Origin of the sequence: Methylobacterium organophilum (assembly GCF_022533465.1) — a bacterium.
Classification (GTDB): Bacteria; Pseudomonadota; Alphaproteobacteria; order Rhizobiales; family Beijerinckiaceae; genus Methylobacterium; species Methylobacterium organophilum.
Genome location: NZ_CP092848.1, coordinates 4,387,057 through 4,399,754 on the forward strand (window position 1 = coordinate 4,387,057; position 12,698 = coordinate 4,399,754).

The following is a 12,698-nucleotide window of genomic DNA, read 5'->3' on the forward strand; positions in this document are numbered from 1 at the left end:
CGGGCATGGCCTTCCGCGGCCGGCCCGGGACCCGATTCCGGAACGGCCCGGGAAGGATCCGTGATGCTCAGCGCCATGCCCTACATGCTGCTCGCCCTGCTGGCGGGGGCGAGCGTCGTGACGCAGCAGGTGCTCAATTCCAGCCTCAAGGAGAGCCTCGACTCGGCGACCTGGGCGGGCTTCGCGAGCTATTTCGTCGGCGTCCTCTGCATGTCCGCCCTGGCGCTGGCCCTGCGCGATCCCCTCCCCTCGGCGAGCGTGGCCGCGCGGGTGCCCTGGTGGGCCTGGGCCGGCGGCGCCTTCGGCACGCTCTTCATCGGGCTCGCGATCCTGCTGGTGCCCAAGCTCGGCGCGGCGACCTTCCTCGCCCTGCTGGTGACCGGCCAGATGCTCGCCTCGATCGCCTTCGACCATTTCGGGCTGTTCGGCCTCACCCAGCGCGCGATCGACCTGCCCCGCCTGATCGGCGTGGCGCTGCTGATCGGCGGGGTCGTGCTGATCCGGCGCTGAAGCGCAGGGCGCGCGGCGACGCGCTTCCCGCAGGGACGGGCGTCGCCGGCCCCGCCTCAGGCCGCCCGGACGGTGGCGAGGAAGCGTCCGACTTCGGCCGCCAGATGCTCGGATTGCCGCGACAGCTCCGAGGCGGCTCCGAGCACCTGGCTGGCCGCTGCGCCCGTTTCCTCCGCGGCCCCCGCGACGCCGGCGATGTTGTGCCGTACCTCCCCCGTGCCCTGCGCCGCCTGGCTGACGTTGCGCACGATCTCCTGGGTGGCCGCACCCTGCTCCTCCACCGCCGCCGCGATCGAGGTCGCCACGTCGCTGATCTCGCGGATCCGCCCGGTGATGCCGGCGATCGACGCCGCGGCCTCGCCGGTCGAGGCCTGGATCTGATGGATCTGCCCGGCGATCTCGCCGGTGGCCTTCTCGGTCTGCTCCGCCAGGGCCTTCACCTCCGAGGCCACCACGGCGAATCCCTTGCCCGCACTGCCGGCGCGGGCGGCCTCGATCGTGGCGTTCAGCGCCAGCAGGTTGGTCTGGCCGGCGATGTCCGAGATCAGCCCGACCACGTCGCCGATGCGCGACACGGCGGACCGCAGCGCCTGCACCAGCGCGCCGGTCTGATCGGCCTCGCGCACGGCCCGCTGCGCCAGCTCGGCCGAGCCGGCGACCTGTCGGCCGACCTCCTGGACCGAGGTGCCCAATTGCTCGGCCGCCGCGGCCACGGTGCCGACGTTGCCGGCGGCCTGCTCGGCGGCGGCGGCGACCGTGGTCGATTGGGTGGCCGTCTCGGTTGCCGTGGCGCTCATGGTCCGGGCGGTGGCGTGAAGCTCGGTCGCCGAGGAGGAGACCATGCCGATGACGCCGCCGACCGCGGCCTCGAAGCCGTCGGCCATCTGGCGCAGGGCGGCCTTGCGCTGCTCCTCCGCCGAGGCGCGGGCCAGGGCCGTCTCCGCCTCCAGTTGCCGCGTCCGGACGATGTTGTCCTTGAAGACCTGCACGGAGGCCGCCATGTCGCCGATCTCGTCGCGCCGGCCGATGCCGGGAACCGCCTGGGTCACGTCGCCGGTGGCGAGGCGGCGCATCATCGCGGTGATGGCCGAGAGCGGAGCGAGCACCCCCCTCACCATCGTCGTCAAGGCGAAGCCGGCGGCCACCAGGCCGAAGACGAGCGCACAGAGACCGATGGCCTCCGCCACTCTGTAGGCGGCGGAGCTGTGGCCGTGGACCGCGTCCGCCTCCTTGATCTGCAGGTCGATGAGCTGGCTGATGGCCTCGCTCACGGGATCGATGGCCTGATAGAGGTTCGCCTTCACGAAGTGGTCGAGGGCCGCGTCATCCTTGTCCTTCAGGATGGTCAGTAGGCGATCCACGTCGATGTCGGCGGTGGACATGGCGTTCTTCGCCGTCTGCGCGCGCTCCTTTTCCTCGTCGCCCATGGCCGTGTCGACGTATTCGGCCCATTTCCGCTTGATGCGGACCTGCGCCTCCGCGACGGCCTTGAGGCCCGCCGGCCATGGGATGTTGCCGTTACGCACCTTGTGCGAGGTGTCGACAATGTTCACCGCGTACATGTCGGCAACGATTTTCAAATCTCGCAGCGGAACCACGCGATCGGCGTAGATGGTGTCCATGCCGCGATTGGCCGTGCTGGAAGCGTACCAGCCAAGTCCTGCGGTGAGGGCCAGGGCGGCGAACAAGCCGCCCAGGGCCGCAATCACACGAAATCGAATAGAAAACATTCCTAAGAGCTGCTCCGATTTTCTTGAGCCGCCGAAATAATTGATATAAGTTAATACAATGGCCCGGTGGTCCTGCCGACGCCCTGTCCCGCGCCTTCGTGATCGTCGGTCGCCCGTTCCGGCTCCCGTGCCGCTCCGGCTTCGGGGCGGGTGCCTCATCGAGGAATCGCATCGGGGCCGGACGCCCCCGTCTCCGCTGGCGCGTCGCGGGCGGTGCCGGTATCGCGCAGCCGCGGCCTTTCCGCGAGGGTGGGGCGCGTCATGCGATCCGCGCGCCGTCGGCGCCGGGCCGGCGAGGAGACCGACACGCCATGCCCCTTCCCGCGAACCGGGATGTCCTGATCGGCGTCGGACTGTCGTTCGTCGCGGGTTTCGTGGACGCCGCGGCCTTCATCGCCCTGACCGGCCTGTTCACCGCGCATGTGACCGGCAACTTCGTCCTGATCGGCGCGGAACTCGTCTCCGCCTCGACGGGGGTCCTCGCCAAGCTGCTCGCCCTGCCCGTCTTCGTCCTGGCCGTGGCCGCCACCCGGCTGATCACGCGCCTCCTGGAGCGCACCGGGACGCCGCCGCTGCGGCCCCTGCTGGCGCTCGAGGCCGCGGTCCTGGTCGCCTTCGCGGTCGCGGGCATGGCCCTGTCTCCCCTCGGCTCGCCGGACGGCGCACGGGCGATCGCCGTGGGCATGCTCGGCGTCGCCGCCATGGGGATCCAGAACGGGATCGGCCGCCTGGTCATCGGCCACCTGGCGGCGACGACCGTCATGACCGTCAACGTCACCCAGGCCGTGATCGACCTGACCGATCGCCTCTGCGGCGTGCGCCTCGGCGATCAGGCCGGCGCCCGGCTGCGGCGGACGCTCTCGGCGGTGCTGGCCTTCGCGTCGGGGGCCCTGGCGGGGGCGTTCGCCGTCGCCGCCTGGTCGTTCTGGTGCGCCCTCGTGCCGGCCCTCGTCCTGGCCGGGCTGCTCTTCGTGCGCGACCCGGACGGGGCGTGACGGAGGGCCCCGGGGCTAGAGACCGATCCTCACCCGCGGCGGGCCGCCTCGATCGCGGCGACGTCGATCTTTCGCATGGTCATCATGGCCGTGAAGGCCCGTTTCGCCTCCTCGCCCCCCGCCGCCAGGGCGTCGGTGAGAACCCGCGGCGTGATCTGCCACGAGATGCCCCAGCGGTCCTTGCACCAGCCGCAGGCGCTCTCCTGGCCGCCATGGTCGACGATGGCGTGCCAGAGGCGGTCCGTCTCCGCCTGGTCGTCCGTGGCGATCTGGAAGGAGAAGGCCTCGCTGTGCCGGAAGGCCGTGCCGCCGTTCAGGCCGAGGCACGGGATGCCGGCCACGGTGAACGCGACCGTGAGCACGTCGCCCGCCCGCCCGGACGGGAAGTCGGTCGGGGCGCGATGGACGGCTCCCATCGCGCTGTCGGGGAAGGTCTCGACGTAGAACCGGGCGGCCGCCTCGGCCTCCTTGTCGTACCACAGGCAGATCGTGTTCTTGGCGGTCTCGGCGTTCTTGGTGGCCATGACGGCTTCTCCCTCGCGCGGCCGATTCGGCGCGGCCGGGCTCATCCAAGCATCGGGCACCGGGCGCCGCAAATGTCGGGGCCGAGGCTGGTCTCCTCCCGCACCGCGGCGGTCCGGCGCGCGCGCCGGGGCGGCAGGCCCCGGCCGCCCCCGGAGCCGGGTCGCGCCGCCGCGCCCTCCCTTGACTTGCGCCCGTCCCCGGCTTAACGCCGCCCTCCACATTCCGACGATTCATCGTCATGCGAGCCGCCGACCGGTCCGAGGGGCCGGAGGTCAACGCCCGACAGCGCGTCCGCGCCCTCGGGCGTGCTTCGCGTTGGCGTGATCCGCGGAAAAACCCGAGGTGAGCCCGCATGGCGCCTGCCAAGACCGAGACGGCCCACAACGCGACGGCGTTGCGCATCGAGGATGCGGTGAACGAGCTGTGCCCGTGGTCGGGCAAGCCGATCGCCGCGGATTCGCTCACCCTCTACAACGGCGCCGTCGTGGGCTTCTGCAATCCCGAATGCCGGGACAAGTTCGCCCGGGCCATCGCCGGCTTCGAGGACGCGCTGCGGGCACGCCGCGTCCTCAAGGCCGGCCTCCACCAGTAGGGACGGGCGAGACCGCATGTTCGAAGGCCTGTCCGACCGCCTTTCCGGCATCCTCTCCGGGCTGACGCGCCGCGGCGCGCTGACCGAGGCCGACGTCACCGCCGCCATGCGCGAGGTGCGCCGCGCCCTGCTCGAGGCGGACGTGGCCCTGGAGGTGGTGCGCGGCTTCACGGACAAGGTCCGCGAGAAGGCCGTGGGCGCCACCGTGCTCAAGTCGGTGACCCCCGGCCAGATGGTCGTGAAGATCGTCAACGACGAGCTCGTGGCCATGCTCGGCACCGAGGCGAGCGTCGTCGACCTCAATGCCCCCGCCCCCGTCGCCATCCTGATGGTCGGCCTGCAGGGCTCGGGCAAGACCACCACCACCGCCAAGATCGCCCGGCGCCTCAACCAGCGCGACCGCCGCCGCGTCCTGCTCGCCTCCCTCGACACGCGCCGCCCCGCGGCGATGGAGCAGCTCGCGGTCCTGGCCCGGCAGGTCGAGGTCGAGAGCCTGCCGATCGTCGCCGGCCAGTCGGCGGTGCAGATCGCCCGGCGCGCCATGGAGGCGGCCCGCCTCGGCGGCTTCGACGTGGTGATGCTCGACACCGCCGGCCGCACCACGGTGGACGAGGCCCTGATGGCCGAGGCCGCCGAGGTGAAGGCGGCGACCAACCCGCACGAGGTGCTCCTCGTCGCCGACGCGCTGACCGGCCAGGACGCGGTCAACACCGCCCGCGCCTTCGACAGCCGCATCGGCGTCACCGGCATCGTGCTCACCCGCATGGACGGCGATTCCCGCGGCGGCGCGGCGCTCTCCATGCGCGCGGTCACCGGCAAGCCGATCAAGCTCGTCGGCGTCGGCGAGAAGGTCGACGCCCTGGAGGAGTTCCACCCGGCGCGCGTGGCCAACCGCATCCTCGGCATGGGCGACATCGTCTCCCTCGTCGAGAAGGCGGCGGAGACCATCGACGCCGAGCAGGCGATGCGCACCGCCGAGAAGATGCGCAAGGGCAAGTTCGACCTCGAGGACCTGTCCATGCAGCTCGCCCAGATGGAGAAGATGGGCGGCATCGGCGGCCTGATGGGCATGCTGCCCGGCATGGGCCAGATCAAGAAGCAGGTCGAGGGCGCCAATCTCGACGAGAAGATGTTCAAGCGCCAGCGGGCGATCATCTCCTCGATGACGCCGCAGGAGCGCAGGAACCCCGACCTCCTCAAGAACAGCCGCAAGAAGCGCATCGCGGCGGGCGCCGGCGTGAAGGTCGAGGAGATCAACAAGCTCCTCAAGATGCACCGGACCATGGCCGACATGATGAAGGCGATGGGCTCGGGCAAGCGCGGCGGCATCGGCCAGGCGCTCGGCAACATGTTCGGTCTCGGCGGCGGCATGCCCGGCGGCTTGCCGGGCGGCATGAAGCTGCCCCCGGGCATGCCCGAGCCGACGCCGGAGCAGATCGCGCAGATCGAGAAGCAGTTCGGCGGCAAGCTGCCGCCGATGCCGCCGGGCCTCGGCGGGGGCAAGATGCCGGGCCTTCCGGGCCTCGGCGCGCCGAAGCTGCCGGGCCTGAGCGGCTTCCTGCCGGGCAAGAAGAAATGACGATCCTCTCCGCACAAGGGGTCGACCCCGAGCTCGCCCGCCTGCGCGACAGCATCGACAATTTCGATGCCGCGCTGATCCATCTGCTCGCCGAGCGCTTCCGCTGCACGCAGCGGGTCGGCGAGCTGAAGGCCCGCAAGGGCCTGCCTCCCTCCGATCCGGACCGGGAGGCGCGTCAGGTCAAACGCCTGAGGAATCTCGCGGTCGAGGCCAAGCTCGACCCCGATTTCGCCGAAAAATTCCTCGCCTTCGTGGTGCGGGAAGTCATCCGGCACCACCAGACGATCGCGTTGAACGCCGATCTCCAGAAACAGACCGAAAGGAAAGACTAGATGTCCCTCAAGATCCGCCTCACCCGCGGCGGCGCCAAGAAGCGCCCCTATTACCGCATCGTCGTCGCCGACGCCCGCGCCCCGCGCGACGGCCGCTTCATCGAGAAGGTCGGCGCCTACGATCCGATGAAGGCCAAGGACGATCCGGCCCGCATCGTGCTCGACAACGAGAAGATCCAGTCCTGGCTCGCCAAGGGCGCCCAGCCGACCGACCGCGTCCTGCGCTTCCTCGACGCCGCCGGCCTGGCCAAGCGCCCGGCCCGCAACAACCCGAAGAAGGCCGAGCCCGGCGACAAGGCCAAGGAGCGTGCCGCCAAGCGCGCCGAGAAGGCCGCCGCCCCGGCCGAAGACGCCGCGGCCTGATCCGTCCCCCCCTCCCCCTTATGGGGAGGGCTGCCCTCCCCCGCCCGGGGGGAGGGCATTTCTTTCGCGGAGATCGACAGGCACCGCATGGCCCGCCGCCCCGGATCCTCATCGCGCGGACCCGCGCGGCCCGAGCCGCTCGGCCCCGAGGCCGTCACCTCGGCCCGAAAGCCGGACGCCGCCAAAGCCGCGAAGGCCCCACCGCCCGCCTCCTCCGATCCGGGCCTCGTCCTGCTCGGCGAGTTCGGCCGGCCGCACGGGCTGCACGGCGAGGTGCGGCTGAAATCCTATACCGGCGATCCCCTCGCCATCGCGGGCTACGGCCCCCTGCACGCCTCCGACGGGCGCACGCTCGAGCTCGCGGAGGTCCGCCCCGCCCCGGGCAGCGCCGCCGACCTGCTGATCGCCCGGGTGAAGGGCGTCTCCGACCGCACGGGCGCGGAAGCCCTGAACCGCGTCACCCTCGCCATTCCCCGGGCGCGCCTCGGCGCGGCGGCGGATGAGGACGAGGTCTTCCTCGCCGACCTGATCGGCCTGTCCGTCCGCGACGGCGGCGGCGCGACCCTCGGCACCATCGTCGCCGTGCCGAATTATGGCGGCGGCGACCTTTTGGAGATCCGTCCCGCATCCGGCGGCGCCACCGCGCTCCTGCCCTTCACCAAGGCCTTCGTGCCGGTGCTGGCGCTGGCCGAGGGCCATGTCGTGGTCGCCGCGCCCGACGATCTCTTCGCCCCGCCCGGGCCGAAGCCCGCCGACGAGCCGGCCTGACCCTGCCTCGGGCCGCCGGCCCCCCGGGCGGCCGGTCAGGGGCCGTGCGAGACCATCGTGACGTGGGCGAGCCGGATCGGATCGGAGGACAGCGCCAGCGGCCCGTCGAAGGGACGCTCGTGCAGCGCGATCACCCCGAGCGTGGTCACGATCGCGATGGAGAACAGGGCGAGCGTCGCGGTCTGCGCCAGCGGGGATTCCCAATGGACCAGGGCGAGCGCCGTCAGCGTCAGCGCGGCCAGGACCAGCAGGGTCAGCCACTTGGTCTCGTCGCTCCGGGCGGCGCTCAGCGCCAGACGCTCGCTCCGGGCCGAGCGCAGCTGCATCACCGCTTCGAGCAGGGCCGCATGGGTGGCCTGGCCCGCCTCCGCGGCGATGCCCGGCGCCGCCGCCGCCTGGAGCAGGCGGCCGATGGCGTCGCCCGCCAGGGGCGAGGCGGCCCCGGTCTTGGCCATGGACGGCCATTCGTCCTTCACCACCGCATCGAGATAGGCGAAGAGCTGGGCGCGCAGCTGGCTCATGTCCGGCGCCGCGGCGATGCTCAGATCGAAGATGGCGAAGGCGTGGGTCCGCTCGGCCAGAACCACGCGCCCCGCCTGACGCTGGCGCTCCCAGGCATCGCTGGCGACGAAGCCGGTCAGCAGGGAGAGCAGCACGGGAATGATGCTGATGTAGGTCGGCACGATGCCGGGCGCGACCCGACGAATGACGGACCGCGTCCGGGGAAGGACGGTGAGCAGGATCAGGAGCCCGCAGAACGCCAGGAAGCCCCCCGTCAGGAGGGTGAACATCAACCAGACCGGTTGGTTGAGCCAGAAGCTGAGGAACATCGCAGGATCGATCGGAGCAGGAACTGCCCGCTACGTGACGTTGCGCCCGTTCCCATTCGGTAAAGGCGCCCCGGTCCCTCCCCAGGAGAGACGCCGAAGCGGCCGAGCCGCCGGCCATCCCGGATCCGGCGGAGGCCGCATCGTGCCGCGCCCCGGTCACGGCTGCGTTGACCGGACCGGCCGGCCCCGTCATCAAGCGGCATGCGCGACAGCCCTCTGCCCGGTGCGGCCTCACCCTGGCGGGCCACCGTCCTGACCCTCTATCCGGAGATGTTTCCCGGGCCCCTCGGCCTGTCGCTGTCGGGCGACGCGCTCGCCCGCGGCGCCTGGAGCCTGGAGGCGCGCCAGATCCGCGAGCACGGCCTCGGCCGGCACCGCAGCGTGGACGACACGCCCGCCGGGGGCGGCGCCGGCATGGTGCTGCGCTGCGACGTGCTCGGGCCGGCCATCGACGCCGCCGCGCCCCCGGGCGATCCCCGCCCCCGCCTGCTGATGTCGCCCCGCGGTACGCCGCTGACGCAGGCGCGGGTGCGCGCCCTCGGCGCGGGGCCGGGCGTGGTGATCGTGTGCGGGCGCTTCGAGGGCGTCGACGAGCGGGTGATCGAGGGGCGCGGCCTGGAGGAGGTCTCGATCGGCGACTACGTGCTCTCCGGCGGCGAGATCGCGGCCCTGGTGCTGATGGATGCCTGCGTGCGCCTGCTGCCCGGGGTGATGGGCAAGCACGAATCCGGGGTCGAGGAGAGCTTCGAGGGCGGGCGCCTCGAATACCCCCACTACACCCGGCCGCGGGACTGGGAGGGCCGCGCCATCCCCGCGGTGCTGATGGGCGGCAACCACGCCGCCATCGCCCGCTGGCGCCAGGCGGAGGCCGAGCGGATCACGCGCGAGCGACGCCCGGATCTGCTGGGCGGCGACGAGCGGTAGGCGCCGCCTTCCCCCCCTCGACCGCGCTGCGCGCGGTTCTTCTCGCCCCGGGGCCGCGGAGAGGCGCTGCGGAGGGAACGGGGCCTCAACGGATCGTGATGTAACCTGAGCGTGTGTTCTCGGGCGGCGGAAGCAAAGAACACTCTTCTACTGGCGCTCTATTGATGTGCCGGCGTCCTGCGGTGGTGTCGAAAAGTCCTTGCGTTCCGCCGCGCGATCCGTCATTCCCCGCGGCGGGACACCTCCCCCCAACGGGAGGCGCTCATCTGGAAGGATGGTTGACATGACGGCTCAGAAGCCCACCGCGCGCCCGCGCGTGCCCAATTTCTCGTCCGGCCCCACGACCAAGCGTCCCGGCTGGACCCTCGACGCCCTGTCCGGCGCCGCCCTCGGCCGCTCGCACCGCTCCGCCGCCGGCAAGGCCAAGCTCGCCGAGGCCATCGAGCTGACCCGCAAGGTCCTGCGCGTGCCCGCCGATTACCGCATCGGCATCGTTCCCGGCTCGGATACCGGCGCCGTCGAGATGGCGATGTGGTCGATGCTCGGCCCGAAGCCCGTCGAGGTCATGGCCTGGGATTCCTTCGGGGCCGAGTGGGTCACCGACGCCCTCACCGAGCTGAAGATCGAGCCGATCGTGCGCACCACCGAGCACGGCATCCTGCCGGCGCTGGACGCGATCGACACCAAGCACAACGACGTCGTCTTCACCTGGAACGGCACCACCGCCGGCGTGAAGATCCCGCACAGCGACTGGATCGCCGACGACCGCGAGGGCGTCACCATCTGCGACGCGACCTCGGCCGCCTTCGCGATGCCGCTGCCGTGGGACAAGCTCGATGTCGTCACCTATTCCTGGCAGAAGGTGATGGGCGGCGAGGCCGCGCACGGCATGCTGATCCTCTCGCCCCGCGCCGTGGCGCGCATCGAGAGCCATACGCCGGCCTGGCCGATCCCGAAGGTCTTCCGCCTCGCCAAGGACGGCAAGCTGATCGAGGGCATCTTCAAGGGCGACACCATCAACACGCCCTCGATGATCGCGGTCGAGGACTATCTCGACACCCTCAAGTGGGGCCAGTCCATCGGCGGCCTCGACGCCCTGCACGCCCGTGCGGACGCCAATGCCAAGGTGATCCACGACTGGGTCGCCCGCACCCCCTGGATCGGCCATCTCGCGGTGGACCCGTCGACCTATTCGAACACGGGCGTCTGCCTCGTGCTCACGGATCCGGACGTCCTCGCCAAGGGCGACGCGGTGGTCAAGAAGGTCGCCGCGGGCATCGTCTCGCGCCTGGAGAACGAGGGCGTCGCCTTCGACTTCGGGGCCTATCGCGACGCCCCGGCCGGCCTGCGGATCTGGTGCGGCGCCACGGTGGAGGCCTCGGACCTCGCGGCGCTCACGCCCTGGCTCGACTGGGCCTTCGCCCAGGAAAAGGCGGCGCTCGCCGCCGCGGCGGCCTGATCGTCCCGTGATCTCGACGGCCGGTCCCGCGTGACCGGCCGTTTCCTTATCTGCCTGCGCGTTCAGCGATCCGCCGGTCCCTCCGTACCGTTGCGACCGGTCGCGCCCGTGAATGGCCAGAGATCCTGCGCGCCTGCCCGACAGGTGCCCCCATGGCTCAACCCAAAGTCCTCATCTCCGACGCCCTCTCCGACGCCGCCGTGCAGATCTTCCGGGATCGCGGCATCGACGTCGACTTCCAGCCGGACCTCGGCAAGGACAAGGAGGCGCTGGCCAAGGTCATCGGCCGGTACGATGGCCTCGCCATCCGCTCGGCCACCAAGGCGACCGCCAAGCTGCTGGCGGAGGCCGCCAACCTCAAGGTGATCGGCCGCGCCGGCATCGGCGTCGACAATGTCGACGTGCCGGCCGCGACGGCGCGCGGCGTGATCGTGATGAACACGCCCTTCGGCAATTCCATCACCACCGCCGAGCACGCCATCGCCATGATGTTCGCGCTCGCCCGCCAGATCCCGCAGGCCGACGCCTCCACCCAGGCCGGCAAGTGGGAGAAGAACCGGTTCATGGGCGTCGAGCTCACCGGCAAGACCCTCGGCGTGATCGGCTGCGGCAATATCGGCGCCATCGTCGCCGAGCGGGCGATCGGCCTGAAGCTGAAGGTGATCGCCTACGACCCCTACCTCACTCCGGAGCGGGCGCTGGAGATCGGCGTCGAGAAGGTGGAGCTCGACCCGCTGCTGGCCCGGGCCGACATCATCACCCTGCACGTGCCGATGACGGACAAGACACGCAACATCCTCTCGGCCGAGAACCTCGCCAAGACGAAGCGCGGCGTGCGCATCGTCAATTGCGCCCGCGGCGGCCTCGTGGACGAGGTCGCCCTGCGCGCGGCGCTCGAATCCGGGCACGTGGCGGGGGCGGCCTTCGACGTGTTCGTGACCGAGCCGGCCACCGAGAACCCGCTCTTCGGCCACCCCAACGTGATCTGCACGCCCCATCTCGGCGCCTCGACCTCCGAGGCGCAGGAGAACGTGGCCCTGCAGGTCGCCGAGCAGATGGCCGATTACCTGCTCTCGGGCGCCATCACCAACGCGATCAACTTCCCCTCGATCTCGGCGGAGGAGGCGCCCCGGCTCAAGCCCTTCGTCGCGCTCTGCGAAAAGCTCGGCTCCTTCCTCGGCCAGCTCACCGAGGCGCCGATCAAGGGCATCCGCATCACCTACGAGGGCACGGTCGCGGCCATGAACACCCGGGCGCTCACCTCCGCGGCGGTGACCGGCGTGCTGCGCCCGATCCTCCAGGACGTGAACATGGTCTCCGCGCCGGTGATCGCGAAGGAGCGGGGCATCGTCGTCGAGGAGGTCAAGCGCGAGGGCGGGGCGAGCGACTACGAATCGGTCGTGCGCATCACCGTCGATGCCGAGGACATGCCGCGGGACGCCGCCGGCACCGTCTTCCACGACGGCAAGCCCCGGGTCATCGAGGTCCGCGGCATCGACATCGACGCCGCCTTCGCGCCGCACATGCTCTACGTGCGCAACCACGACAAGCCGGGCTTCATCGGCCGCTTCGGCTCGGTGCTGGGCGAGGCCGGCGTCAACGTCGCGACCTTCGCCCTCGGCCGCGAGGCGGAGGGCGGCAACGCCATCGCCTTCGTGGCGGTGGACGGGCCCGTCTCCGGCGACGTGCTCAAGGCGATCGAGGCGATCCCGCAGGTGAAGCGTGTTCGACCCGTCCAGTTCTGAGCCGCGCACGGCGCCCGCCGCCGGCCCCGATGGCCGGCCCGAGCCCGACGGCGCGACCGAGGCCGCGCCGGCTGCCCCCACCCCCGAGCCCGAGCAGGCCATGATGGGATGCCGTGTCACCGTTCGCTGCGCCTGGGACGAGGCGGCGGGTCTCTACGTCGTGTCCGATTCGTCCCTGCCCGGGCTCGCCGCGCAGGGGCCGACGATGCAGGCGCTGATGTGCGACCTGCCGGGCAATGTCCGCGACCTGCTCGGCCTCGCGCCGGACGCCTATATCGACGTCTTCGTCGAGCGGGTCACCCGCTGAGCGCGCGGGGGCGGCGGGCACCGCCCCCGGGACGGCGCG

Annotated in this window: 14 protein-coding genes; 11 read left to right on the top strand and 3 right to left on the bottom strand. The window is 71.5% G+C overall.

All coding sequences use genetic code 11. From position 1 onward, the window contains the following. The first annotated feature begins 63 nt into the window (after nucleotides 1–63). Nucleotides 64–510 (top strand): DMT family transporter, encoded by a 447-nt coding sequence (locus MMB17_RS20755; protein ID WP_238310784.1) that lies wholly within the window; start codon nucleotides 64–66, stop codon nucleotides 508–510. A gap of 56 nt (nucleotides 511–566) precedes the next feature. On the opposite strand, the gene MMB17_RS20760 is transcribed toward MMB17_RS20755, so the two are convergent. Further along, complete coding sequence (locus MMB17_RS20760; protein ID WP_241100129.1) at nucleotides 567–2,240, bottom strand: methyl-accepting chemotaxis protein; 1,674 nt, start codon at nucleotides 2,238–2,240, stop codon at nucleotides 567–569. Nucleotides 2,241–2,551: 311 nt separating this feature from the next. On the opposite strand from MMB17_RS20760, the gene MMB17_RS20765 reads away from it, so the two are divergent. Beyond that, the gene (locus tag MMB17_RS20765) at nucleotides 2,552–3,235 is read left to right on the top strand and encodes a YoaK family protein (protein ID WP_241100130.1); all 684 of its coding nucleotides are present in this window, start codon (nucleotides 2,552–2,554) and stop codon (nucleotides 3,233–3,235) included. A gap of 29 nt (nucleotides 3,236–3,264) precedes the next feature. On the opposite strand, the gene MMB17_RS20770 is transcribed toward MMB17_RS20765, so the two are convergent. Further along, complete coding sequence (locus tag MMB17_RS20770) at nucleotides 3,265–3,759, bottom strand: VOC family protein (RefSeq protein ID WP_241100131.1); 495 nt, start codon at nucleotides 3,757–3,759, stop codon at nucleotides 3,265–3,267. Nucleotides 3,760–4,112: 353 nt separating this feature from the next. On the opposite strand from MMB17_RS20770, the gene MMB17_RS20775 reads away from it, so the two are divergent. The 5 genes from MMB17_RS20775 (at nucleotide 4,113) to rimM (ending at nucleotide 7,394) form a co-directional block, all read left to right on the top strand. Then, the gene (locus MMB17_RS20775) at nucleotides 4,113–4,352 is read left to right on the top strand and encodes an eL24 family ribosomal protein (protein WP_238310781.1); all 240 of its coding nucleotides are present in this window, start codon (nucleotides 4,113–4,115) and stop codon (nucleotides 4,350–4,352) included. 16 nt (nucleotides 4,353–4,368) lie between these two features. Continuing rightward, entirely contained in the window at nucleotides 4,369–5,931 is a 1,563-nt protein-coding gene (gene ffh / locus MMB17_RS20780) for a signal recognition particle protein (protein WP_238310780.1), read from the top strand. Then, complete coding sequence (locus tag MMB17_RS20785; RefSeq protein WP_238310779.1) at nucleotides 5,928–6,263, top strand: chorismate mutase; 336 nt, start codon at nucleotides 5,928–5,930, stop codon at nucleotides 6,261–6,263. The genes ffh and MMB17_RS20785 overlap by 4 nt, the downstream gene beginning before the upstream one ends. Next, complete coding sequence (gene rpsP / locus MMB17_RS20790; RefSeq protein WP_238310778.1) at nucleotides 6,264–6,626, top strand: 30S ribosomal protein S16; 363 nt, start codon at nucleotides 6,264–6,266, stop codon at nucleotides 6,624–6,626. A gap of 87 nt (nucleotides 6,627–6,713) precedes the next feature. Further along, a complete protein-coding gene (rimM, locus tag MMB17_RS20795; RefSeq protein WP_241100132.1) occupies nucleotides 6,714–7,394 on the top strand; it encodes a ribosome maturation factor RimM in 681 nt (226 codons plus the stop codon). A gap of 35 nt (nucleotides 7,395–7,429) precedes the next feature. On the opposite strand, the gene MMB17_RS20800 is transcribed toward rimM, so the two are convergent. Continuing rightward, nucleotides 7,430–8,224 carry a bestrophin-like domain gene (locus MMB17_RS20800; protein WP_238310776.1) on the bottom strand — a complete coding sequence of 265 codons (795 nt, stop codon included), beginning with the start codon at nucleotides 8,222–8,224 and terminating at the stop codon, nucleotides 7,430–7,432. A 201-nt stretch (nucleotides 8,225–8,425) separates the two neighbouring features. Here MMB17_RS20800 and trmD point away from each other — a divergent pair, with 201 nt between their 5' ends. The 4 genes from trmD to MMB17_RS20820 all read left to right on the top strand — a co-directional run bounded on the left by trmD (nucleotide 8,426) and on the right by MMB17_RS20820 (nucleotide 12,659). Further along, the gene (gene trmD / locus MMB17_RS20805; protein WP_238310775.1) at nucleotides 8,426–9,148 is read left to right on the top strand and encodes a tRNA (guanosine(37)-N1)-methyltransferase TrmD; all 723 of its coding nucleotides are present in this window, start codon (nucleotides 8,426–8,428) and stop codon (nucleotides 9,146–9,148) included. Nucleotides 9,149–9,431: 283 nt separating this feature from the next. Beyond that, on the top strand, nucleotides 9,432–10,607 hold the full coding sequence (locus MMB17_RS20810; protein WP_241100133.1) for a phosphoserine transaminase: 1,176 nt from the start codon (nucleotides 9,432–9,434) through the stop codon (nucleotides 10,605–10,607). Nucleotides 10,608–10,759: 152 nt separating this feature from the next. Beyond that, a complete protein-coding gene (gene serA / locus MMB17_RS20815; protein ID WP_241100134.1) occupies nucleotides 10,760–12,352 on the top strand; it encodes a phosphoglycerate dehydrogenase in 1,593 nt (530 codons plus the stop codon). Beyond that, nucleotides 12,330–12,659, top strand: a complete 330-nt coding sequence (locus tag MMB17_RS20820; RefSeq protein ID WP_241100135.1) for a DUF1902 domain-containing protein — start codon at nucleotides 12,330–12,332, stop codon at nucleotides 12,657–12,659. Before serA ends, MMB17_RS20820 begins: the two co-directional genes overlap by 23 nt. Nucleotides 12,660–12,698: the final 39 nt, after the last annotated feature.